Origin of the sequence: Roseateles sp., from assembly GCF_044373315.1 — a bacterium.
Taxonomy (GTDB): domain Bacteria; phylum Pseudomonadota; class Gammaproteobacteria; order Burkholderiales; family Burkholderiaceae_C; genus JACDQM01.
In genome coordinates this window covers 53169-73432 of record NZ_JBILQK010000002.1, presented here as the reverse complement: position 1 = coordinate 73432, position 20264 = coordinate 53169, and the positions used below count along the sequence as shown (strand labels likewise).

The following is a 20264-nucleotide window of genomic DNA, read 5'->3' as shown; positions in this document are numbered from 1 at the left end:
TTGTAGATCTGTCCGCTTGCTATTTCGACGGGAAGGAAAGAAACGCATGAATCCGAAACTGATGGGCGCTGTCGCCCTGGCCTTGTCGCTGCCGCTGCTCTCGGTGCAGGCCCAGGCCCCGCGGCGCGACGCGCTGAATCTCAGCGTGAGCGCCAACCAGGAGGTGGCGCGCGATGTGCTGAGCCTGGTGTTCTCCACCACCAAGGAGGGTGCCGATGCCGGCGCGGTGCAGGCTGCGCTGAAGCAGGCACTGGACGCAGCGCTGGCCGAGGCGCGCAAGGCGGCCAAGCCCGGCCAGGTGGAGGTACAGACTGGCAACTTCTCGCTTTATCCGCGCTACGCGCCCAAGGGCGGCGGCATCAACGGCTGGGCGGGCAGCGCGGAGCTGCTGGTGGAGGGCAAGGATGCCACCGCGATTGCCCAGCTCAGCGGACGCATCAGCACGCTGAGCATCGCGCGCGTGGGCTGGGGCCTGTCGCGCGAGGCGCGCGAGAAGGTCGAGGCCGATGTGGCTGCGCAGGCGATTTCCCGCTTCAAGGCGCGTGCGGCTGACTACAGCCGCCAGTTCGGCTATGGCGGCTACACGATAGGCGAAGTCAGCGTGAATGCGCAGGATGGTGGCGTGATGCCCATGGCTGCACCGGCCATGCGCTACAAGAGTGCCGCGCTGGTCGAGGAAGCCTTGCCGGTGGAAGCCGGCAAGGCGACCGTCTCGGTGACGGTCAGCGGCGTGGTGCAGATGAGCAAGTAGCCGGGCTGCGCGGGTGCCGGGGGGCGGGGACGGGCCAGGCGCCGGGCCGCCCCAAACCGGCCCGCTAGCCGCCTGGGGGATCGGCTGATTTACCCATCAGCCGAGGGGCTCCATCCTTACTGCGCAGTCCAGCCGCCATCCAGCGCCCAGGACTGACCGCGCACATTGGACGCGGCATCCGAGCACAGAAACACCGCCAGCTCGCCGAGCTGCTCGGGCGTGGTGAACTGAAGCGAGGGCTGCTTTTCCATCAGCAGGCGGCGCTTGGCTTCCTCGTTGTCCACGCCGTCAGCGGCAGCGCGGGCGTCGACCTGCTTCTGCACCAGAGGGGTTAGCACCCAGCCCGGGCAGATCGCGTTGACGGTGACCGGCGATGTTGCCGTCTCCAGGGCCACGGCCTTGGTGAAGCCCACCAGGCCATGTTTGGCTGCCACGTAGGCGGACTTCTGCGCCGAAGCCACCAGGCCGTGCACCGAGGCGATGTTGAGGATGCGGCCCCAGCCGCGCGCTTGCATGCCCGGCAGCGCGAGGCGCGTGGTGTGGAAGGCCGAGCTGAGGTTGATCGCGATGATCGCGTCCCAACGCTCGGTCGGGAAGCTCTCGACCGGCGCCACATGCTGGATGCCGGCGTTGTTGACCAGGATGTCGCAGCCGCCGAATTCGGCATCGACATAGGCCATCATGGCCTCGATGTCTGCGGCCTTGCTCATGTCTGCGCCGTGGTAGCCAACTCGCACACCCAGTGCCGCCACCTGTGCCTTTGGTGTCTCGGCGTCGCCAAAGCCGTTGAGCACGATGTTCGCGCCCTGGCGGGCCAGCGACAGCGCGATGCCCAGTCCTATGCCGCTGGTGGAGCCGGTCACGAGCGCAGTCTTGCCTTTCAACAACATGCTTTGTCCTTTGCGAATGAAGAAGCGGGTGTGGGGTTGTTAGGATGTTCGCCGAGGATGTTAACCATGGCTGAACCGCTGCTGAAATCCGTCCATTGCCTGAGCCCCGTGGGCCTGCACCGCATGGCCTACTGGGAATGGGGCGCGCGCGACAACCCGCGTGTGCTGGTCTGCGTACACGGCCTGTCGCGCCAGGGGCGCGATTTCGATCACCTGGCGCAGCGCTTGAGCGCGAAATACCGCGTGATTTGCCCCGACGTGGTGGGCCGCGGCCATTCCGACTGGCTGGCCAACCCGGCGCTCTATCAGATCCCCACCTATGTGGCGGACATGGTGAGTCTGGTGGCCCGCCTGGATGTGGAGCAGGTCGACTGGGTCGGCACCTCGATGGGGGGGCTGATCGGCCTGGGCCTGGCGTCGCTGCCGAACAGCCCGGTGCGCCGCCTGGTGCTCAATGATGTGGGCCCGGTGATCGAGCTGGAGGCGCTCAAGCGCATCGGCAGCTATCTCGGCCAGCCGCTGCGCTTCGAGAGCGTGGAGCAGGGCGCGGCTTATCTGCGCGGCATCTCGACCGGCTTCGGGCCGCACAGCGATGTCGATTGGCTGGCCTTGTCGCGCCCGATGTTCAAGCCGGATGGCGCAGGCCAGTACAAGCTGCATTACGACCCAGCCATCTCGGCTGGCTTCCCGGCGCTTACGCCCGAAGTCGCGAGCGCCAGCAGCGCGATGCTGTGGCAGAGCTATGACCGCATTGCCTGCCCGACCCTGCTGCTGCGTGGCGGCGACTCTGATCTGCTGTCGATGGCAACTGCGCAGGCGATGACGCAGCGCGGGCCGCGCGCGCAGCTGAGTGAGTTTTCCGGCGTCGGGCATGCGCCGACGCTGGTTGATCCGATGCAGATTGAGGTCGTCGCGCGCTTTCTCGAACAGGCATGAAAACCGGGCAGATTGCGGGCGCGGCCCAGGCCGCGCCCATCGTGGCATTGGCCGATACGGGGCAGGACGGGCTGGAACAAGCCGACGCCGCCGCGGTCGCCCGTGCGCGCGCCTTTGCCGAGCCCCTGCTGGCTGAGCAGCCGCTGGACACCGGTGAAGAGGCGCTGGCGCATGCCGATGGCGTGGCGGCCATCCTGCGCGAAATCGGCGCTGCGCCGGCCATGCAGGCCGCCGCCTATCTGGTCTACGCCGGCGATTACCTGACCAAGCCGGAAGAGGTGGTGGCCAAGGGCTTTGGCGAAAGTTATGCCAGCCTCGTGAGCCACACCCGCAAGCTGGTGCAGATCCAGCGCGCGGCGCGTATGGCGCAGGACAAGGTGCTGGGCGCCGAGCAGCGCCAGCAGCAAACCGAGCGGGTGCGCAAGATGCTGCTGGCGTTCTCACGCGACCTGCGCGTGGTGCTGCTGCGCCTGGCCTCGCGTCTGCAGACCCTGCGCTTCTTCGCTGCCAGCAAGACCGAGTGTCCGCATGCGCTTGCGGCCGAATCGCAGCAGGTGTTCGCGCCACTGGCGAACCGGCTCGGCATCTGGCAGATCAAGTGGGAGCTCGAAGATCTGGCGTTCCGATTCATGGAGCCTCAGCAGTACCGTGAGCTGGCCCGTGCGCTGGACCAGAAGCGGGTCGAACGCGAGCAGGCAATCGAGGCTGTGCGGCTGCGTGTGCAGGCTGAGCTGGAGGTGCAGGGCTTGTCCGCGGAAGTGCAGGGTCGGCCCAAGCACCTCTACAGCATCTGGAAGAAGATGCAGGGTAAGAACCTGCCGCTGGAACGTGTTTTCGATCTGCGCGCCTTGCGCGTGATCGTGCCCGAGGTGGCCGATTGCTACGGCGCCTTGAGTCGGCTGCACGAGCTCTACAAGCCGGTGGACGGTGAGTTCGACGACTACATCGCGCGCCCCAAGCCGAACGGTTACCAGTCTCTGCATACGGTGGTTCTGGGCCCAGACGGCCGCGCGATGGAAGTGCAGATCCGCACGCGCGGGATGCACGAGCATGCCGAGCACGGTGTGGCGGCGCACTGGGCCTACAAGGAGGCGGGCGCACGCGGCTATGCCGGCGTGGTGGCGGCCGGTGACTTCGAGGAGCAGGTGGCGCAGGCGCGCAAGGCCGTGCTGCACCAGTTGCTGGCCTGGGAACGCGACTTTGTTGCCGAGGGGGCTCAGGCAGGGCAGACCGAAGGTGTGTTCGACGACCGCATCTACGTGTTCACGCCACAGGCCTCCATCGTTGAGCTCTCGGCCGGCGCCACGCCGATTGACTTCGCCTACGCGGTGCACACCAGCCTGGGCCACCGCTGCCGCGGCGCCAAGATCGACGGCCAGATGGTGCCGCTGAACACGCGCCTGAAGAATGGCCAGACGGTGGAGATCACCGCCATCAAGGAGGGTGCCCCCTCGCTGGACTGGCTCAACCCCGAGCTCGGCTATCTGCAGAGCCAGCGCAGCCGCACCAAGGTGCGCGCCTGGTTCAATGCGCAGGCGCAGGCACAGACCATTGCGCGTGGCCGTGAGCTGGTGGAGAAGTTGCTGCAGCGCGAGGGCAAGACGGCCATCAAGCTGGAAGAGTTGGCAGCGCGACTCGGCTTCAAGACGGCTGATGCGCTGTTCGAGGTGGTCGGCAAGGACGAGTACTCGCTGCGCAATATCGAGAACCTGCTGCGTCCGCCAGTTCCCGAGCTTGATCAGGACGAGATGCTGGCGCAGCGCCGTACCAAGGCCGGCAGCACGGCGCCGCGTGGCGGCGTGCTGGTGGTGGGCGTTGATTCGCTGCTGACCAATCTGGCGCGTTGCTGCCGACCGGCTCCGCCTGATCCGATCGCCGGCTATGTGACGCGTGGCAAGGGCGTTGCCATTCATCGGTGCGACTGCAGCAACTTCCGTGAGATCGCACAGCGTTCGCCGGAACGTGTGATCGAAGTGGAGTGGGGCGCGACGCCCGAGAAGGGCGGGCTCTATCCGGTGGACGTGATCGTCGAGTCCTCGGATCGCCAGGGCTTGCTGCGCGATGTGCTGGAAGTCTTCGCCAAGGAGAAGATGAATGTCACCGCGGTTAACACACAGTCCGTGCGTGTGCCTCGTGGCGAGACGGCGTGGATGAGCTTCACTGTCGAGGTGGCCGACTCGGGTCGTCTCGCGCAGGTCTTGCGTGCTGTGGCTCTGGTGAACGGGGTGCGGGGCGCACGGCGTCGCTGAATTCGCTGAGTTTCTTGTGCAGAGCAAAAAACCCGTGCTATACTGCGAAGCTCTTCAGGCGCGTAGCTCAGTTGGTTAGAGCACCACCTTGACATGGTGGGGGTCGTTGGTTCGAATCCAATCGCGCCTACCAAATTCGGTAGGCCTTGCCCGTAGGTGAGGAACTCGCAAAAGCCCGGTAGATCTTCGATCTGTCGGGCTTTTTGCATTGCTAGGCCCGCTTCTGAAGGGGCCGGCCACTTGTGTTGCTCAGTAATGCGGCGGCAGTTCATCTCGCAAGCTGCGAAACGGTGCGCTGCCTGGCTCGGGCTGTTGCTGCCGCAACTCGCGAAGCTCGCGCATCAGGTGGTCGATCTGCTGCTGCTGGCGCACGATCACCAGATTGAGCTGGTCCAGCAGATCCTCGATATAGCTGGCCTTGATCTCCAGCTCGGTCAGGCGCTTGTCTGTCTCTGTGCTGCTAATGTCCATGCCTGTATTGGACGCGAAAACGGCGATGGCTTTGCGCACGCAGCGCAGGCCTTTGACAAGTTGCAGCGTGTCGACTTCGGGGGTAAACCCGTCCGACTGCCCAGAGGGCGCACTTCTAGAATCGATTTCAGTTCACCTAAAACATCCGGGAGAGAGACTTCATGGCCACTGCCCGTCGCGGCAAGACTGCTTCTGCGCAGCAGGACGATTCCACGGCTGCCGCCGGCCCCAGCGTTCGGGTGCTGAAGAAGTATCCGAATCGGCGCCTCTATGACACCCAGACCAGCAGCTACATCACGCTGGCCGACGTCAAGAAGATGGTGCTTGAGGGTCACAGCTTCGAGGTGCGCGATGCCAAGACGGGCGAGGATCTGACGCGCGCGATCCTGCTGCAGATCATTCTTGAAGAAGAGACGGGCGGCGTGCCCATGTTCTCAACCCAGTCCCTGGAGCAGATCATCCGTTTCTACGGCCATGCCATGCAGGGCGTGATGGGCGCCTATCTCGAGAAGAACATGCAGGCCTTTGCTGATATGCAGGGCAAGTTCGCCGAGCAGAGCAAGGGCCTGGCCTTCAGTCCCGAGTTGTGGACCACTTTCATGAGCGCTCAGTCGCCGATGATGCAAGGCTTGATGGGCGGCTATATGGAGCAGAGCAAGAACCTGCTGGCACAGATGCAGGAGCAGATGAGCCAGGCCAGCTCGCTCTTCCCTGGCATGCCGGGCTTCCCGGCCAAGAAGCCCTGAGGCGAAGCGCAGGCTGCGGGGGGCATTGGCCGCCCATGCCACGCTGCCGGACGGCTTTAAGGGACAATTGGGCCTATGAGTAACACCTCCGGCCTGAGCGCCATTCCGCCCGTTGCGCCTGGCGCAGCCCCCAAGATCGGTTTCGTCAGCCTGGGTTGCCCCAAGGCGCTGACCGACTCCGAGCTGATCCTCACGCAATTGCGCGCCGAGGGCTATGAAACCTCCAAGACCTTTGCCGGCGCTGATCTGGTGATCGTCAACACCTGCGGCTTCATCGACGATGCCGTCAAGGAAAGCCTGGACACCATCGGCGAGGCCCTGGCCGAGAACGGCAAGGTCATCGTCACCGGTTGCCTGGGCGCCAAGGCCGGCCAGCAAAGTAGCGAGGCCGGCGGCTTGGTGCGCGAGATGCACCCAAGCGTGCTGGCCGTCACCGGCCCCCATGCTACGCAGGAGGTGATGGACGCGGTGCACACCCATGTGCCCAAGCCGCATGATCCCTTCATCGACCTGGTGCCCGAGGCGCGTGGCGTGGCCGGCATCAAGCTCACGCCCAAGCATTACGCCTATCTGAAGATCAGCGAGGGCTGCAACCACCGCTGCAGCTTCTGCATCATCCCGAGCATGCGTGGCGATCTGGTCTCGCGTCCCATCGGCGATGTGCTCAGCGAGGCGCGTGCGCTGTTCGAGTCTGGCGTCAAGGAACTGCTGGTCATCAGCCAGGACACCAGCGCCTACGGCGTCGACGTCAAGTACCGCACCGGCTTCTGGGACGGCAAGCCGGTGAAGACCAAGATGTACGACCTGGTCGCGCAGCTGGGTGAACTTGCCAAGGCGCATGGCGCCTGGGTGCGCCTGCACTATGTGTACCCCTACCCGCATGTGGACGAGGTGCTGCCGCTGATGGCTCAAGGGCTGATCCTGCCTTATCTGGATGTGCCGCTGCAGCATGCGCACCCTGATGTGCTCAAGCGCATGAAGCGCCCGGCCAATGGTGAGCGCAATCTGGAGCGCATCCAGGCTTGGCGCGCCATCTGCCCCGAGATCGTGATTCGCTCCACCTTCATCGCCGGCTTCCCCGGTGAGACTGAAGGAGAGTTCCAGTACCTGCTGGACTTCATGCAGGAAGCCAGGATCGACCGCGCCGGTTGCTTTGCCTACTCGCCGATCGACGGTGCGGCAGCGAATGCGTTGCCAGGGGCCTTGCCCGACGCGGTGCGCGAAGAGCGTCGCGCGCGTTTCATGCAAATCGCAGAGGCGGTGTCCATCGACAAGCTGCGCAGCCGTGTAGGCGCCACCATGCAGGTGCTGGTCGACTCGGCGCCCGCGCTGGGCCGCAAGGGCGGTGTCGGCCGCAGCTACGCGGATGCGCCGGAGATCGACGGCACCGTGCGTCTCTTGCCGCCCGAGAAGGCCAGCAAGACCCTGAAGGTGGGCGAGTTCACGCGTGCGCGCATCGTCGCGGTCGAAGGGCATGACTTGATCGGCATGCCGATCTGATCGCGCACAATCCGCAGCGGGCTGGAGCAGCAGTGGCTCCAGCCCGCTTTTTCATTTGTGAGGCCGGCCTTGAACGACAAGAAGCAGCGCGCGATTTCCACCCAGCAGATCCACCACCCATACCAAGCGCCCGAGGGCTGGGCGGCCCATCCGGTCGGGGTGTTCAAGGCCTCGACGGTGCTGTTCAAGAACACCGCCGATCTGCGTCAGCCGCGCCCGCGCGATGGCCAGAGCTACCGTTACGGCCTGCACGGCACGCCAACCTCGTACACGCTGGCCGCGCGCCTGGCCACTTTGGAAGGCGCCGAGCACTGCCTGCTGACGCCCAGCGGCCTGTCGGCCGTCACGCTGGTGTCGCTAGGCCTGCTGCGCCCTGGCGACGAGGTGCTGGTGCCCGACAACGTCTATGGCCAGAACCGCTATCTCAGCGAGGACTGGCTGCCGCGCTTCGGCATCACGCACCGCTTCTATGACGGCCAGGATGTTGAGGGCTTCAAGCGCATGCTCAGCGCGAAAACCAAGCTGGTCTGGCTGGAGGCGGCGGGCTCGATCACTCTGGAGTTCCCCGACCTGATCGGTCTTGTCAAAGCCTGCAAGGCTCATGGCGTGACCACGGCGCTGGACAACACCTGGGGGGCGGGCATTGCCTTCAATCCCTTTGACCTGCTGCCGGACAGTGAGCCCGGCTTTGGCGTGGACATCTCGATGCAGGCGCTTACCAAGTACCCCTCGGGCGGCGCCGATGTGTTGATGGGCGCGGTCTACACCCGCGACCAGGCCCTGCACGACAAGCTTAACCATGCCCACGAGCACCTGGGCTACGGCCTGGGCCAGAACGATGTCGAACTGGTGCTGCGCGGCCTGCCGACGTTGGAGTTGCGCTACCGTGCGCAGGACACCACCACCCGCGCGCTGGCCGCCTGGATGGCGCAGCAGCCCGAGGTGGCGCAGGTGCTGCACCCGGCGCTGCCGGGCTCGCCAGGGCATGAGCATTGGAAAAGCATCAGCAGTGCCGGTGCGGCTTGCCTGTTCTCCGCGGTGTTCAAGGCTGAGTACAGCCAGCAGCAGGTCGATGCCTTCGTTGACGCGCTGGATCTGTTCGGCATCGGCTATTCCTGGGCCGGGCCGATGAGCCTGGCCGTGCCCTACGACATGAGCCGCAGCCGTTCCCTGAGCCTGCCTTACGCCGAGGGTCAGATCGTGCGTTTCGCGATCGGCCTGGAGGCCGAGGCCGATCTGCGCGCCGACCTGCTGCAGGGCTTGAGTCGGCTGCGGGGCTGATCAGTCTCTCAGCCCGCCGCTGCGGCGGCGGCAAACACCGCGTCGAGCTCGGCAATCCAGCGCGCCTTGTCCGCTTCAGGGGCGAAGCTGGCTTCGAAGCCGTTGCGCAGCAGTGTGTAGGCCTCGGCTGCGCCGAGCGCCGGCATCGCGGCAAAGCACTGCTGGAAGTTCTCGCCCAGATAGCCGCCGAAGTAGGCCGGGTCGTCCGAGTTCAGCATCGCCTTGAGTCCTTCGCCCAGCAGCGCCGGCAGCGGATGCTCGGCCAGCGTCTTGACGACGCAAAGCTTGAGGTTGGACAGCGGGCACACCGTCAAGGGCGTGGCACGGCGACGCAGCTCGGTCACCAGTGCGGCATCTTCGAGGCTGCGCACGCCGTGGTCGATGCGCTCGGCCTGCAGCGTGTCCAGCGCGCCCCACACGTAGGCGGGCGGGCCTTCTTCGCCCGCATGGGCAACGCGGTGCAGGCCTAGTGCGCCAGCCTCGGCGAATACGCGGGCGAACTTTTCCGGCGGATGGCCTAGCTCGCTGCTGTCCAGGCCGACGCCGAGCAGTTGTGCTCGGTAAGGCTTGAGCTGCTCCAGCGTAGCGAGCGCGTCCTCCTCGCTGAGGTGGCGCAGGAAGCAGGCGATCAGGCCTACCCTCAGGCCAAGCTCACGCTCGGCTCGCGCGATCGCGCGAGCGAAGCCGGCCATGACGAGGTCAAGGCCGATGCCGCGCGCGGTATGCGTCTGCGGGTCGAAGAAGATCTCGGCGCGGCGAATCTTGTCTGCGGCTGCGCGCTCGAAGTAAGCCCAGGCCAGATCCTCAAAGTCTTGCGCGGTCTGCAGCACGCCGGCGCCGGCGTAGTAGATGTCCAGAAAGCTCTGCAGATTGCTGAAGGCATAGGCGCGGCGGACGGCATCCACGTCGGCATAGGGCAGGGTGATGCTGTTGCGCTGCGCCAGTGCGAACATCAATTCAGGCTCGAGCGAGCCTTCGATATGCAGATGTAGCTCCGCTTTGGGCGCGGCTGCCAGCACGGCGGGCAGGGCGCTGCGCGGGATGCGGGAGAGGTCAATGGGTGTTGTAGCCATGCTGTACTCGGCGCTACGCGATCAGTCCTTGGGCCTGGATGGGACCGAATGTCGCATCAACCGCCCCTTTTCCCGCTCCCAGTCGCGTTTCTTCTCGGTCTCTCGCTTGTCATGCAGATCCTTGCCCTTGGCCAGCGCGATGTCGACCTTCACATGGCTGCCCTTGTAGTGCAGATTGAGCGGAACGAGGGTGAAGCCTTTTTGCTCGACCTTGCCAACAAGGCGACGGATCTCGTCCTTCTTCATCAGCAGTTTCTTGGTCCGGTCGGCCAGCGGGTTCACATGCGTGGACGCGGTGCGCAGCGGGTTGATGCGGCAGCCGATCAAAAAGAGCTCGCCGTTCTTGATCATCACGTAGCCATCGGTCAGCTGTACCTGGCCGGCGCGGATGGCCTTGACTTCCCAGCCTTCGAGCACGATGCCCGCCTCGAACTGTTCCTCGATGTGATATTCGAATCGGGCGCGGCGGTTTTCTGCAATAGACATGGATATCGATCTGGGGCCGGGAGGGGCCAATACAATCCCGGCATTGTATGAAGCACGTCAAGAAGTCAGTTCTGCTGTGGTACTCGCCGCGCGAGATGTATGAGCTCGTGACCGGAGTGACGCGCTATCCGGAGTTCCTGCCCTGGTGCCAACAGGCCGAGGTACTGGACCAAAGCGACGAAGGCATGACGGCGCGCCTGTCGCTTGCCTATGCCGGCGTGCGCCACGCCTTCACCACGCGCAACAATCATCAGCCGGCACGCCGCGTCGAGATGGCGCTGGTCGATGGCCCGTTCTCGCTGCTGGATGGCGTGTGGAATTTCCTGCCGCTCACCAAGCCCGGCAGCAACGACGATGGCAGTGAGCCCCAGGCCTGCAAGGTCGAGTTCGAGTTGCGTTACGCCTTTTCGAGCAAGGCCCTGGAGACCGTGGTCAGCCCGGTCTTTGATCGGATTGCCAACACCTTTGTCGACAGCTTTGTGCAGCGCGCAGAAGGCGTCTATGGTCCGCGCTGAGATGGGTGCTGCGCAGTTGAAGGTCGAGTTGGTGTGGAGTCCGCAGGCTGGCGATGTGCGGCATGAGCACCTGCTGCTGCAGCAGGGCTGCACCATCGAGCAGGCCTTGCGCGCCTGTCCCGCCTTCGCCGAGCAGCTGCCGCGCCTCGCTGAGCTGAAGATCGGTATCTGGGGTCGCTTGAAGGGCCTCGGTACCGTGCTGCGCGAGCGCGACCGCATCGAGGTCTACCGACCACTCACGGTGGATCCGAAGGAGGCGCGTCGGCAGCGCTACCGCGCGGCGGGCGAGCGCATCGTGTCTCGGCACCGCCCGCTGGCCGGCAAGACGCGGGCCTGATCAGCAAAGGGCGCTGGTCGGTTGCGCTTACTTGCACTCCGCAGCGATCACGCTGCGCGCGCTGCGAACTTCTTCGGCTCTCATGCGGTCATCCAAGGGGATGTTCTCGCCGGCATCGTTGCGCCGAGTCAGCCGCACGCCGTCTTCCAGCAACTTGAGTTGAGCCGTCGCGCGGCGGCAGTTTTCGGCACGCATTTCTGCCTGCTTGCGGTCCTCTTCCTTTTGGCGTTTGGCGCTGTCAGCGTCTGCAGCCTTCTTGCGAGCCTCTTGCTCGGCTTCGGCCCGGGTGGGCGCGCGAGGTGCGCTGGCGGCAGGGGCAGCCTCAGCCGGCGTAGCGCCCGCACCGACCGGGCGCACGACCACTGCTGGGCGCGCATTCGGCGGGCGCTGCAGGATGTCCTTCTCCAGCGTGCCCTGGGGCGGCGGCAGATCGCTGTATTGCACCTTGCCGGCCGCATCGCGCCACTTCCATTGCGCCATTGCCGTGGGCACGACGGCCAGCATCAGCAGGGCGAGCAGGGCGGGGCGAAGGGTGATGAACAGCGTCGGCATGGCGGAGTCAGTCAGTCGCAGAGTAGGCAGCAAAGTGTAGCCCCGTGGCCTGCGCGCTGGCTTCCGTATAATGCCGCTTTGCGTCTGGAGCTTCCCACATGCGCCTTCTTGGTAAAGCGCTCACCTTCGACGATGTGTTGTTGGTGCCAGCCTTCTCCCAGGTGTTGCCTCGCGACACCAGCCTTGCCACCCAACTGACTCGCAACATCCGGCTGAATCTGCCCCTGGTCTCCGCGGCCATGGACACGGTCACCGAGGCGCGTCTGGCCATTGCGATGGCTCAGGAGGGCGGCATCGGTATCGTGCACAAGAACTTGACCGCCCAGCAGCAAGCTGCCGAGGTGGCCAAGGTCAAGCGTTACGAATCCGGTCTGCTGCGCGACCCGATCACCATCACGCCCGACACCACGGTGCGCCAGGTCAAGGCGCTCAGCGAACTGCATGGCATTTCGGGCTTCCCTGTGTTGGAAGGCAAGAAGGTCGTCGGCATCGTCTCCGGCCGTGACCTGCGCTTTGAGACCCGCATGGACGCGCCGGTTCGCGAGATCATGACTCCGGCCGAGCGCCTGGTCACGGTCAAGGACGGCGCCACCATCGACGAGGGCAAGGCCCTGATGCACAAGCACAAGCTGGAGCGTGTGCTGGTGGTCAACGACGCCTTCGAGCTGCGCGGCCTGATGACGGTGAAGGACATCACCAAGCAGACTAACTTCCCCAATGCCGCGCGCGATGCGCTCGGCAAGCTGCGCGTCGGCGCCGCGGTGGGCGTGGGCGAGGGCACTGAAGAGCGCGTCGAGTTGCTGTCGCGCGCTGGTGTCGATGCCCTGGTGGTCGACACCGCGCACGGCCACAGCGCCGGCGTGATTGAGCGTGTGCGCTGGGTCAAGAAGAACTATCCGCATATTGAAGTGATCGGCGGCAATATCGCCACCGGCGCGGCCGCGCTGGCGCTGGTGGAAGCCGGCGCTGACGGCGTCAAGGTCGGCATCGGCCCGGGCTCAATCTGCACCACCCGCATCGTGGCCGGCGTGGGCGTGCCGCAGATAACCGCGATCGATTTCGTTGCCACCGCGCTCAAGGGCACGGGCGTGCCGCTGATCGCTGACGGCGGCATCCGCTACTCGGGCGACATCGCCAAGGCCATCGCGGCCGGCGCCAGCACCGTGATGATGGGCGGCATGTTCGCCGGCACCGAGGAAGCCCCGGGTGAGGTCATCCTGTATCAGGGTCGCTCCTACAAGAGCTACCGCGGCATGGGCTCGATCGGCGCGATGAAGGCCGGCTCGGCGGACCGCTACTTCCAGGAGAACGACGAGACCACCAACCCCAACGCGGACAAGCTGGTGCCCGAGGGCATCGAAGGCCGCGTGCCCTACAAGGGCTCGATGGTGGCGATCGTCTACCAGATGGCCGGCGGCGTGCGCGCTTCGATGGGGTACTGCGGCTGCGCCAGCATCGCCGAGATGCATGAGCGTGCGGAATTCGTCGAGATCACGTCGGCGGGCATTCGCGAGAGCCATGTGCACGATGTGCAGATCACCAAGGAAGCGCCGAACTACCGTTCGGAATAAGGCGCAGGCCTGAGGGCAAAGGGGCGGAGGCTGCGAAGACTCGGCCCCTTTCGCTTTCTTCCGGCAGCATGTCACAAGGAGCAGCAGTGAGCGATAGCGCAGTCCAGGGCGGCACAGGCAAGCGAGCGGCTGGCATGGGCTTCATCATGATCGCGGTGTTGATCGACATGATCTCGATCGGCCTGATCATCCCGGTGCTGCCTCCGCTGGTCGGCACCTTTGCCGGCAGCGCTTCCGAGCACACGCTCGCCTATCTGGCCGTCACCGTTGCTTTTGGCATTGCCAACTTTATCGGCGCACCGGTGCTGGGTGCGCTGTCAGATCGTTATGGCCGGCGCCCTGTGATGCTGATCGGCTTCTCCGGTCTGGCGCTGAGCTTCTTCACCACCGCGATGGCCACGGCCTTGTGGATGCTGGTGCTGGTGCGCCTGTTCAGCGGCGCGATGCAGGCCAATGCTGCGGTGGCCAATGCCTATGTGGCCGACATCACTGCGCCCGAGGATCGCGCCAAGCGCTTCGGCATGCTGGGCGCAGCCTTCGGCATGGGCTTCATCCTCGGCCCGGTGATGGGTGGCATCCTGGGCGATATTGACCTGCACCTGCCCTTCTACGTGGCCGGCGTGCTGGCGCTGACCAATTGGGTCTACGGCTACTTCGTGCTGCCCGAGTCGCTCAAGCCGGAGAACCGCCGTCCCTTCGAGTGGCGCGCTGCCAATCCGGTGGCTTCGCTGCGCAAGCTTGGCGCGCTCAAGGGCGTGGGCGGTCTGGTGTTCGTGATCGGCCTGAGCAGTCTGGCGCAGCTGGTGTTGCACACCAGCTGGGTGCTCTACACCACCTTCAAGTTCGGCTGGGGCCCTAAGGAGAACGGCCTGTCGCTGTTCGCTGTCGGTGTGATGTCGGTGCTGGTGCAGGGCTTCCTGCTCAAGCATCTGATCAAGCACATCTCCGGGCCGCGCCTGGTGATGCTGGGCCTAGCGTCCAGCGTGGTGACCAATCTGGTCTGGGGTGGCGCCACCGCGGGCTGGATGATGTACGCGGTGATCGTCTTCAACGTGCTGGGTTTTGCGGCCGGCACGGTGATGCAGAGTCTTATCTCCAACGCCGCCGACGCCCGCACGCAGGGCCAGACCATGGGCGCCGTGGCTTCGCTGAACAGTGTGATGGCGGTGCTGGCGCCAGTGCTGGGCTCGGGCCTGATGTATTTCGTCTCGGAGCTGCCGCGTGGCGACTGGCGCATCGGCGCTCCGTTCTATTTCTGCGCGGTGCTGCAGGCGCTGTCGCTTTTCTTTGCCTGGCGTCACTTCTCGCGCAGCCCCGGTGCCGACGCGACTGTGGCCCAGGCTTCCTGATGACCGGGTTGAACACCATGCATGACAAAGTCCTGATCCTCGATTTCGGCTCCCAGGTGACGCAGCTGATCGCGCGCCGCGTGCGCGAGGCGCATGTTTACTGTGAGATCCACCCGAACGACGTCTCTGACGAGTTCATCCGCAGCTTCGCACCCAAGGCCATCATCCTGTCGGGCAGCCATGCGTCCACCTACGAGGACCATGAACTGCGCGCACCGCAGGCAGTGTGGGATCTGGGCGTGCCGGTGCTGGGCATCTGCTACGGCATGCAGACCATGGCCGTTCAGCTCGGCGGCAAGGTCGAGTGGAGCGACCAGCGCGAGTTCGGCTATGCCGAGGTGCGCGCCCATGGTCACACCCGTCTGCTGGACGGCATCCAAGACCACGCCACGCTGGAGGGCCACGGCATGCTCAAGGTCTGGATGAGCCATGGCGATAAGGTCACCGTGCTGCCGCCGGGCTTCAAGCTGATGGCCTCCACGCCCAGCTGCCCGATCGCGGGCATGGCCAACGAGGACAAGGGCTACTACGCCGTGCAGTTCCACCCCGAGGTGACGCACACCGTCAAGGGGCAGGCGATGCTGACGCGCTTCGTGCGTGAGATCGCGGGCTGCCAGGGCGACTGGATCATGGGCGACTACATCGCGGAAGCCGTCCAGAAGATCCGCGAGCAGGTGGGTGACGAGGAGGTGATCCTCGGCCTGTCCGGCGGCGTCGATTCTTCGGTGGCGGCGGCGCTGATCCACCGCGCCATCGGCGACCAGCTGACCTGCGTCTTCGTCGATCACGGCCTGCTGCGCCTGAACGAAGGCGATATGGTGATGGACATGTTCGCCGGCAAGCTGCACGCGAAGGTGATCCGCGTCGACGCCGCCGATCTGTTCCTTGGCCAGCTGGCCGGTGTGACCGACCCCGAGAAGAAGCGCAAGATCATCGGCGGCCTGTTCGTCGATGTGTTCAAGGCCGAGGCGGCCAAGCTGAAGGCCGGCGACCAGGGCCACAAGGGCGCGACCTTTCTGGCTCAGGGCACGATCTACCCCGATGTGGTGGAGAGCGGCGGCACCAAGACCAAGAAGGCCACCACAATCAAGAGTCACCACAACGTCGGCGGCCTGCCCGAGCAACTGGGCCTGAAACTGCTGGAGCCGCTGCGCGAGCTGTTCAAGGACGAGGTGCGTGAGCTGGGCGTCGCTCTGGGCCTGCCGCCCGAGATGGTCTATCGCCACCCCTTCCCAGGCCCGGGCCTGGGCGTGCGCATCCTCGGCGAAGTGAAGAAGGAGTTCGCCGACCTGCTGCGCCGGGCCGATGCGATCTTCATCGAGGAACTGCGCAACACCAAGGACGAAGCCACCGGCAAGACCTGGTACGAGCTGACCAGCCAGGCCTTCACCGTGTTCCTGCCGGTCAAGAGCGTGGGCGTGATGGGCGACGGCCGCACCTATGACTATGTGGTGGCGCTGCGCGCGGTGCAGACCAGCGACTTCATGACCGCCGACTGGGCCGAGCTGCCCTACAGCCTGCTCAAGCGCACCTCGGGCCGCATCATCAACGAGGTGCGCGGCATCAACCGCGTCACCTACGACGTGTCGAGCAAGCCGCCTGCCACCATCGAGTGGGAGTGAGGTGACGTTGCCCGCCGCCCGTGCCGTCGGTCAGGCGACCAGCCGGAGGCCATGAGGACCGACAGCATTCGCCAGCACAGGTCATGTCACCAGATCCCACGTTGTAACCATGTCCGTCCCGTCCGACAGAGCGGCGAAGACCTCATCGATTTCTGAAGGTTGCTACCGCATCGGCCAGCGGGCGTCGTCTGCAGGCCGAAGAAGGGTGTGATCCTCGATCAGATTCAGGGCGCCCGTCCGTTCGACCCGAGCCGTCACCAAGGTGTGGCCTTCGATCCCCGGAAGCTGTTCTCCAGCGGCTGCCATGGCCATGAGCAAGGCTCTCCAGCCTTGCGGGGTTTCCGTGTTCCAGACCGCGAAGCGCCTCTCCAGCCGTGCGATCGCTTCCAGATCGGGCCAGCCGACGCCCGACCGGAACACCACTTCGCAGGGCACTGGCGCAACTTGTACCCTGGACGGAAGTGGCACGGCGGCGAAGCCGGTATGCCAGACGAGGATCGGCTGGCGATAGCGCCTTGGCGCCTCCCGCACGGCGTCCGGGTTGGCGGGCTGATCCGTGATCAGGGCGCTGATGTCCAGGAGAAGATAACCCTGCCTGTTTCCGCCCAGAAAGACAGCATGCCCGAACCGCCCATCGGGCAAGGGCACTGCGAAGCCGTGTCCGGCCCTGACGCCCGTTCGGTCGCCGAAGGCCCGGGATTGGATATTGAGCCCGGCAGGTGCGTCGGCCTCGTCGATATCCCGATCATGATCGCCATAGTTATCGCCGTTCGCTACCGCGAGCGCCTCGATTCGGACGATAGCCGTTGTGCTGTCTAGTCCGCAGCCAAGCGCCCCGCGCAGAATGAGACCGTCCCTGGACCTATCGCCACCCCTTGGCCTTGGCCGCCTCAGCGGCCTGCTTCTTCCGAAGCAGGGCCTGATTGCTCTTGCTGAGTTCATCGAACCGGGCATGTCTGGCGAAATACGGGCCATCCAGCGGAGCTTCGTGCGTGAAGGCCATGGTCCAGGCGAGGTTCGGCGGGAACACGCAGTAATCAGCCAGCGGCGCTTCGAGCGGCAGTGCGTCGGTGGCCACAGCCGCGCGCCCCTCATTCAGCAGCACCAGATACTCGGCCTCGCTTTGCAGCCGGTAGGTGCTGCGGGCTTCTTCACGCGCCGTGCACGGATACCGCCCCGCGCTGAAGACATGCCAGAGATAGCCTTTGGGGCCCGTGGCGTTGACGCCGTCCCGGTCTGCACCGAAGACGGCCAGCCAGGCGGCAGTCAAGGCGGCTGCTTCGGCTTCGGTGAAGTGACGGGCGCTGGCGCCCGGTACGGCGATCCCTTCAGGAAAGTTCGAAGTATTGAACCGTGGCATCTCACAACTCCAAGCCTATGCGCCAGGGGCTGCGACTCGCTGCGACGCTTCTCGCTCGCCGCGTTCCGCAGCCTTGTAGCTCAAGACCACCTCGTTACGCTGGCGCCACCAGGGCCAGAGCAACGCGCCACCCGATGAGCGAATCTTCACCGCGCCGTTCCCGGTCTCGACGATCTGGTACGCAACGGCTCGCGAACCTTGGTAGGTCACCACCACTTGAAGCACGCCGCAGACGAGGTCATGCAGAAACGCCATCAGTTCATCCCGTATCGCAAAGTGCTCGTGCCACGAATCCGCGAATACAGTGAACTCCTGGCCTATCGCCAATTCAAGGCTGGCTTCCACGCCAGCGATCTCGAGTCGCAAACCCCGCTCCGCGGGGAAGGTGGTGATCGGCAGTGCTTCTTCAATCGTCCTGCCGATGTCTTCGAGGCGGTACGTCATCCGTCGACTCCGATCGATTGGACATCGAAAGGTCAGGCAGGCTGCAACAGACCTGCGCCGACCAGCCCGGTGTAGGCCCGCCTGGCGGGTTCGCTGCAGTTGGCGACCGTGAAGGTGTCGGACTCGAACGACTCGGTAAAGACGCCCGAGATCGCGGCAGCCAGTTCGGCTTCGCTCCGACAGCGCGGGATACGAGCCACGATGCTGGCCACCTCCTGCGCATACTCGTCGGGCGGCGCGCCGTCGGCGGCAAGCCCGAAAGGGTCCCACGCCTGGATGGCCGAGCCCACGATCGCGAGCGCCTGGTCGTAGTGAAGTCCGCTGTTCATGGGCTGTCTGCAATGAACGAGTCTTATCATGATCATAGGAGCTCGCGAGATCTACTGCGATCGAGCAAGGTCTTTTCGCTCCACAGCTGCGAGAAAGTCCCGCATCTCCTGCTCGAGTTCGAGGCGCGCCGGCAGTTCCACGGGCAGGTGCGAGCCGTTTGACAGCTCTCGTAGACGCTTGTCCCCGAGAACGCGATCGAACGCAGGCCGGCTCATCGCGGTCGGCGTCCAGTTGTCCGCTCCGGGGTGCACCAGCAGCAGAGGGCAGCGAGGCTCCAGGCGCGGCACGTCCAGCGTGTGCATCGTGCGGAAAAGGCGGCTCGGGATCCGCAGGCCGCCGAGCAGGGGATCGTTCTCGAAATACTCAGCCATCGCCGGATGGCTGGACATGCGGTCCATCGACGCTGCCAAGCGCAGCGGCAGCCGCACCCGGTCGACGATTGAAGGCATCCATCGGAAGCCCAGCAAGGACGCCTCCCCCAGCCACCGCCACCTCGCCGCGCGCGCGAAGGTGAACGGATCGCACATGTCGAGGAGGGTGGTGACGATGACGCCCTGCACGTCGCGTGCCGCCTGGGCCGCGAGCGCCGCGGTCATCCCGCCCACCGACAGGCCCATCAGGACGACGGGACCCTCGCATTCGTCCGCCAGAGCAGCGAGCACTGCGGGCCACTCGCCGTAGTCCCATCGGAAGTCCGCATTCGGGCGGGTGAGGCCATAGCCCGGCAGATCCGGGGCGAGCGCGAGCCAGCCGAACCCGGCCGCCCAATCCGCGAGGGGGGCGAGGATCCGCCCGTGGCCTCCTGCGCCATGGACGAGGATCAGCGTTCCCTTTGCTCGTCCGTCGGGGCGCCATTCATCGACATGCAGTTCGTGGCCACGCACGGTCTTCCATCTCTCGATGGGAACGTGGCGGATTGGGAGGTGGAATGCGTCCAGCAGCAGTTGGCGGTAGCGGAGCCACGAGGGCGAGTTGTCGTAGGTCGTCACGGGTGGTCCACGTTGGTTTCTTCAGGTTAGTATCCGAGTAGAGATTCAGATTTGGCTACTCGGATACGGCGACCAGGCAACCGATGACCACCAAACGTCCGAAACGAGCCGTCCGCCAGGCGAAGCAGGCGCGCGCGCAATCGACCGTCAAGGCCATACTCGAAGCGGGGGCTCGGATTCTTGCGGAGGGTGGCTGGCCAGCCTTCAACACGAACGCGATCGCGTTGCGTGCCGGTGTCTCGATTGGTTCGGTCTACGAGTACTTTGAAAACAAGCAGGCGCTCATCGACGCTGTCGCCGAAGATCACCTCGCCGCGGGCGAGGCGCTTCTTGCAGAGGGTGTGGCAAGGCTGGCGAATACGACCCGGACCGCGGACCTGATCACGGCGCTGGTCGAGGGCGCCGTCATGCTGCATGCCCTTGACCCGCGCCTGCATCGGGCGCTGTCGTCCGAAGTACCTCTGTCCATCAAGGTTCGCGAGCGCGCGGAACGATTGCGCAAGGGACTGACCAAGCACGTTTCGCGATGGCTGGCGTCGCGGGTCGCCGAGCCTCGCATCGCAGCGCAACTGCTGGTCGATACCACCGACGCCGTGGTTCACCGATGGTGGACTGAGGACGACGGCCGACGGGTGCAGCCCGGACGTCTCGCCATCGAACTCCAGTCCATGCTGGGGCTCTACCTCCGCAGTCTCGAGTCCCGCTCAGGTAACGCGGTCAGTCCCGCCTCGTAGCGGGCCCGTTCGGATCTGCTGGCACCTTGCCAAGCGAACCGCACCGCACCCGACGATACGTTCGGGCCCGTGCGCAAT

Annotated in this window: 22 protein-coding genes and 1 tRNA gene; 13 read left to right on the top strand and 10 right to left on the bottom strand. The window is 65.2% G+C overall.

Annotation, left to right across the window (positions count from 1 at the left end; all coding sequences use genetic code 11):
* The first annotated feature begins 46 nt into the window (after positions 1-46).
* Positions 47-751, top strand: a complete 705-nt coding sequence (locus tag ACIQ67_RS01070) for an SIMPL domain-containing protein (RefSeq protein ID WP_397532492.1) — start codon at positions 47-49, stop codon at positions 749-751.
* A gap of 116 nt (positions 752-867) precedes the next feature.
* Here the strand turns inward: ACIQ67_RS01070 and ACIQ67_RS01065 are convergent, their stop codons facing one another.
* Positions 868-1641 (bottom strand): 3-hydroxybutyrate dehydrogenase, encoded by a 774-nt coding sequence (locus ACIQ67_RS01065; protein ID WP_397532491.1) that lies wholly within the window; start codon positions 1639-1641, stop codon positions 868-870.
* A gap of 66 nt (positions 1642-1707) precedes the next feature.
* Here ACIQ67_RS01065 and ACIQ67_RS01060 point away from each other — a divergent pair, with 66 nt between their 5' ends.
* The 3 genes from ACIQ67_RS01060 to ACIQ67_RS01050 all read left to right on the top strand — a co-directional run bounded on the left by ACIQ67_RS01060 (position 1708) and on the right by ACIQ67_RS01050 (position 4959).
* The gene (locus ACIQ67_RS01060) at positions 1708-2577 is read left to right on the top strand and encodes an alpha/beta fold hydrolase (RefSeq protein ID WP_397532490.1); all 870 of its coding nucleotides are present in this window, start codon (positions 1708-1710) and stop codon (positions 2575-2577) included.
* Entirely contained in the window at positions 2574-4826 is a 2253-nt protein-coding gene (locus tag ACIQ67_RS01055) for a RelA/SpoT family protein (RefSeq protein WP_397532489.1), read from the top strand. Before ACIQ67_RS01060 ends, ACIQ67_RS01055 begins: the two co-directional genes overlap by 4 nt.
* A gap of 56 nt (positions 4827-4882) precedes the next feature.
* Positions 4883-4959 (top strand) — tRNA-Val (locus ACIQ67_RS01050).
* Between the two features lie 116 nt (positions 4960-5075).
* Here ACIQ67_RS01050 and ACIQ67_RS01045 read toward each other — a convergent pair.
* Positions 5076-5297, bottom strand: coding sequence for a SlyX family protein (locus ACIQ67_RS01045; RefSeq protein ID WP_397532488.1), 222 nt, complete (start codon positions 5295-5297; stop codon positions 5076-5078).
* Positions 5298-5458: 161 nt separating this feature from the next.
* On the opposite strand from ACIQ67_RS01045, the gene phaR reads away from it, so the two are divergent.
* The 3 genes from phaR to ACIQ67_RS01030 all read left to right on the top strand — a co-directional run bounded on the left by phaR (position 5459) and on the right by ACIQ67_RS01030 (position 8824).
* The gene (phaR, locus tag ACIQ67_RS01040; protein WP_397532487.1) at positions 5459-6043 is read left to right on the top strand and encodes a polyhydroxyalkanoate synthesis repressor PhaR; all 585 of its coding nucleotides are present in this window, start codon (positions 5459-5461) and stop codon (positions 6041-6043) included.
* 75 nt (positions 6044-6118) lie between these two features.
* On the top strand, positions 6119-7543 hold the full coding sequence (gene rimO, locus ACIQ67_RS01035; protein ID WP_397532486.1) for a 30S ribosomal protein S12 methylthiotransferase RimO: 1425 nt from the start codon (positions 6119-6121) through the stop codon (positions 7541-7543).
* Between the two features lie 69 nt (positions 7544-7612).
* Complete coding sequence (locus tag ACIQ67_RS01030) at positions 7613-8824, top strand: PLP-dependent transferase (RefSeq protein WP_397532485.1); 1212 nt, start codon at positions 7613-7615, stop codon at positions 8822-8824.
* Positions 8825-8832: 8 nt separating this feature from the next.
* Here ACIQ67_RS01030 and ACIQ67_RS01025 read toward each other — a convergent pair whose 3' ends face one another.
* Both ACIQ67_RS01025 and smpB read right to left on the bottom strand, forming a co-directional pair.
* The gene (locus tag ACIQ67_RS01025; protein ID WP_397532484.1) at positions 8833-9897 is read right to left on the bottom strand and encodes an adenosine deaminase; all 1065 of its coding nucleotides are present in this window, start codon (positions 9895-9897) and stop codon (positions 8833-8835) included.
* A gap of 21 nt (positions 9898-9918) precedes the next feature.
* Entirely contained in the window at positions 9919-10383 is a 465-nt protein-coding gene (smpB, locus tag ACIQ67_RS01020) for an SsrA-binding protein SmpB (RefSeq protein WP_397532483.1), read from the bottom strand.
* Between the two features lie 47 nt (positions 10384-10430).
* On the opposite strand from smpB, the gene ACIQ67_RS01015 reads away from it, so the two are divergent.
* Both ACIQ67_RS01015 and ACIQ67_RS01010 read left to right on the top strand, forming a co-directional pair.
* Positions 10431-10898: a type II toxin-antitoxin system RatA family toxin gene (locus ACIQ67_RS01015; protein WP_397532482.1), complete on the top strand. Its 468-nt coding sequence runs from the start codon at positions 10431-10433 to the stop codon at positions 10896-10898.
* Positions 10885-11235: an RnfH family protein gene (locus ACIQ67_RS01010; RefSeq protein ID WP_397532481.1), complete on the top strand. Its 351-nt coding sequence runs from the start codon at positions 10885-10887 to the stop codon at positions 11233-11235. The genes ACIQ67_RS01015 and ACIQ67_RS01010 overlap by 14 nt, the downstream gene beginning before the upstream one ends.
* A gap of 27 nt (positions 11236-11262) precedes the next feature.
* Here the strand turns inward: ACIQ67_RS01010 and ACIQ67_RS01005 are convergent, their stop codons facing one another.
* Positions 11263-11787: a DUF4124 domain-containing protein gene (locus ACIQ67_RS01005; protein WP_397532480.1), complete on the bottom strand. Its 525-nt coding sequence runs from the start codon at positions 11785-11787 to the stop codon at positions 11263-11265.
* Positions 11788-11885: 98 nt separating this feature from the next.
* Here ACIQ67_RS01005 and guaB point away from each other — a divergent pair, with 98 nt between their 5' ends.
* The 3 genes from guaB (at position 11886) to guaA (ending at position 16329) form a co-directional block, all read left to right on the top strand.
* Complete coding sequence (guaB, locus tag ACIQ67_RS01000; RefSeq protein WP_397532479.1) at positions 11886-13358, top strand: IMP dehydrogenase; 1473 nt, start codon at positions 11886-11888, stop codon at positions 13356-13358.
* Positions 13359-13444: 86 nt separating this feature from the next.
* Positions 13445-14707 carry an MFS transporter gene (locus tag ACIQ67_RS00995; protein WP_397532478.1) on the top strand — a complete coding sequence of 421 codons (1263 nt, stop codon included), beginning with the start codon at positions 13445-13447 and terminating at the stop codon, positions 14705-14707.
* A gap of 17 nt (positions 14708-14724) precedes the next feature.
* The gene (gene guaA, locus ACIQ67_RS00990; protein WP_397532477.1) at positions 14725-16329 is read left to right on the top strand and encodes a glutamine-hydrolyzing GMP synthase; all 1605 of its coding nucleotides are present in this window, start codon (positions 14725-14727) and stop codon (positions 16327-16329) included.
* A gap of 162 nt (positions 16330-16491) precedes the next feature.
* Here guaA and ACIQ67_RS00985 read toward each other — a convergent pair whose 3' ends face one another.
* The 5 genes from ACIQ67_RS00985 to ACIQ67_RS00965 all read right to left on the bottom strand — a co-directional run bounded on the left by ACIQ67_RS00985 (position 16492) and on the right by ACIQ67_RS00965 (position 19452).
* The gene (locus ACIQ67_RS00985) at positions 16492-16977 is read right to left on the bottom strand and encodes a hypothetical protein (protein WP_397532476.1); all 486 of its coding nucleotides are present in this window, start codon (positions 16975-16977) and stop codon (positions 16492-16494) included.
* Between the two features lie 214 nt (positions 16978-17191).
* Positions 17192-17689, bottom strand: coding sequence for a DUF4275 family protein (locus ACIQ67_RS00980; protein WP_397532475.1), 498 nt, complete (start codon positions 17687-17689; stop codon positions 17192-17194).
* Between the two features lie 15 nt (positions 17690-17704).
* Positions 17705-18133 carry a hypothetical protein gene (locus tag ACIQ67_RS00975; RefSeq protein WP_397532474.1) on the bottom strand — a complete coding sequence of 143 codons (429 nt, stop codon included), beginning with the start codon at positions 18131-18133 and terminating at the stop codon, positions 17705-17707.
* 32 nt (positions 18134-18165) lie between these two features.
* Positions 18166-18462, bottom strand: a complete 297-nt coding sequence (locus ACIQ67_RS00970; RefSeq protein ID WP_397532473.1) for a DUF1871 family protein — start codon at positions 18460-18462, stop codon at positions 18166-18168.
* Between the two features lie 51 nt (positions 18463-18513).
* On the bottom strand, positions 18514-19452 hold the full coding sequence (locus ACIQ67_RS00965; RefSeq protein WP_397532472.1) for an alpha/beta hydrolase: 939 nt from the start codon (positions 19450-19452) through the stop codon (positions 18514-18516).
* An 83-nt stretch (positions 19453-19535) separates the two neighbouring features.
* On the opposite strand from ACIQ67_RS00965, the gene ACIQ67_RS00960 reads away from it, so the two are divergent.
* A complete protein-coding gene (locus ACIQ67_RS00960) occupies positions 19536-20186 on the top strand; it encodes a TetR/AcrR family transcriptional regulator (RefSeq protein WP_397532471.1) in 651 nt (216 codons plus the stop codon).
* Positions 20187-20264: the final 78 nt, after the last annotated feature.

Excerpts from the sequence above, each read along its gene's own strand:
- ACIQ67_RS01070 (WP_397532492.1), top strand. The coding sequence starts at position 47 with ATGAATCCGAAACTGATGGGCGCTGTCGCCCTGGCCTTGTCGCTGCCG.
- ACIQ67_RS01065 (WP_397532491.1), bottom strand. The coding sequence starts at position 1,641 with ATGTTGTTGAAAGGCAAGACTGCGCTCGTGACCGGCTCCACCAGCGGC.
- ACIQ67_RS01060 (WP_397532490.1), top strand. The coding sequence starts at position 1,708 with ATGGCTGAACCGCTGCTGAAATCCGTCCATTGCCTGAGCCCCGTGGGC.
- ACIQ67_RS01055 (WP_397532489.1), top strand. The coding sequence starts at position 2,574 with ATGAAAACCGGGCAGATTGCGGGCGCGGCCCAGGCCGCGCCCATCGTG.
- ACIQ67_RS01045 (WP_397532488.1), bottom strand. The coding sequence starts at position 5,297 with ATGGACATTAGCAGCACAGAGACAGACAAGCGCCTGACCGAGCTGGAG.
- phaR (WP_397532487.1), top strand. The coding sequence starts at position 5,459 with ATGGCCACTGCCCGTCGCGGCAAGACTGCTTCTGCGCAGCAGGACGAT.
- rimO (WP_397532486.1), top strand. The coding sequence starts at position 6,119 with ATGAGTAACACCTCCGGCCTGAGCGCCATTCCGCCCGTTGCGCCTGGC.
- ACIQ67_RS01025 (WP_397532484.1), bottom strand. The coding sequence starts at position 9,897 with ATGGCTACAACACCCATTGACCTCTCCCGCATCCCGCGCAGCGCCCTG.
- smpB (WP_397532483.1), bottom strand. The coding sequence starts at position 10,383 with ATGTCTATTGCAGAAAACCGCCGCGCCCGATTCGAATATCACATCGAG.
- ACIQ67_RS01015 (WP_397532482.1), top strand. The coding sequence starts at position 10,431 with ATGAAGCACGTCAAGAAGTCAGTTCTGCTGTGGTACTCGCCGCGCGAG.
- ACIQ67_RS01010 (WP_397532481.1), top strand. The coding sequence starts at position 10,885 with ATGGTCCGCGCTGAGATGGGTGCTGCGCAGTTGAAGGTCGAGTTGGTG.
- ACIQ67_RS01005 (WP_397532480.1), bottom strand. The coding sequence starts at position 11,787 with ATGCCGACGCTGTTCATCACCCTTCGCCCCGCCCTGCTCGCCCTGCTG.
- guaB (WP_397532479.1), top strand. The coding sequence starts at position 11,886 with ATGCGCCTTCTTGGTAAAGCGCTCACCTTCGACGATGTGTTGTTGGTG.
- guaA (WP_397532477.1), top strand. The coding sequence starts at position 14,725 with ATGCATGACAAAGTCCTGATCCTCGATTTCGGCTCCCAGGTGACGCAG.
- ACIQ67_RS00980 (WP_397532475.1), bottom strand. The coding sequence starts at position 17,689 with ATGCCACGGTTCAATACTTCGAACTTTCCTGAAGGGATCGCCGTACCG.
- ACIQ67_RS00975 (WP_397532474.1), bottom strand. The coding sequence starts at position 18,133 with ATGACGTACCGCCTCGAAGACATCGGCAGGACGATTGAAGAAGCACTG.
- ACIQ67_RS00970 (WP_397532473.1), bottom strand. The coding sequence starts at position 18,462 with ATGAACAGCGGACTTCACTACGACCAGGCGCTCGCGATCGTGGGCTCG.
- ACIQ67_RS00960 (WP_397532471.1), top strand. The coding sequence starts at position 19,536 with ATGACCACCAAACGTCCGAAACGAGCCGTCCGCCAGGCGAAGCAGGCG.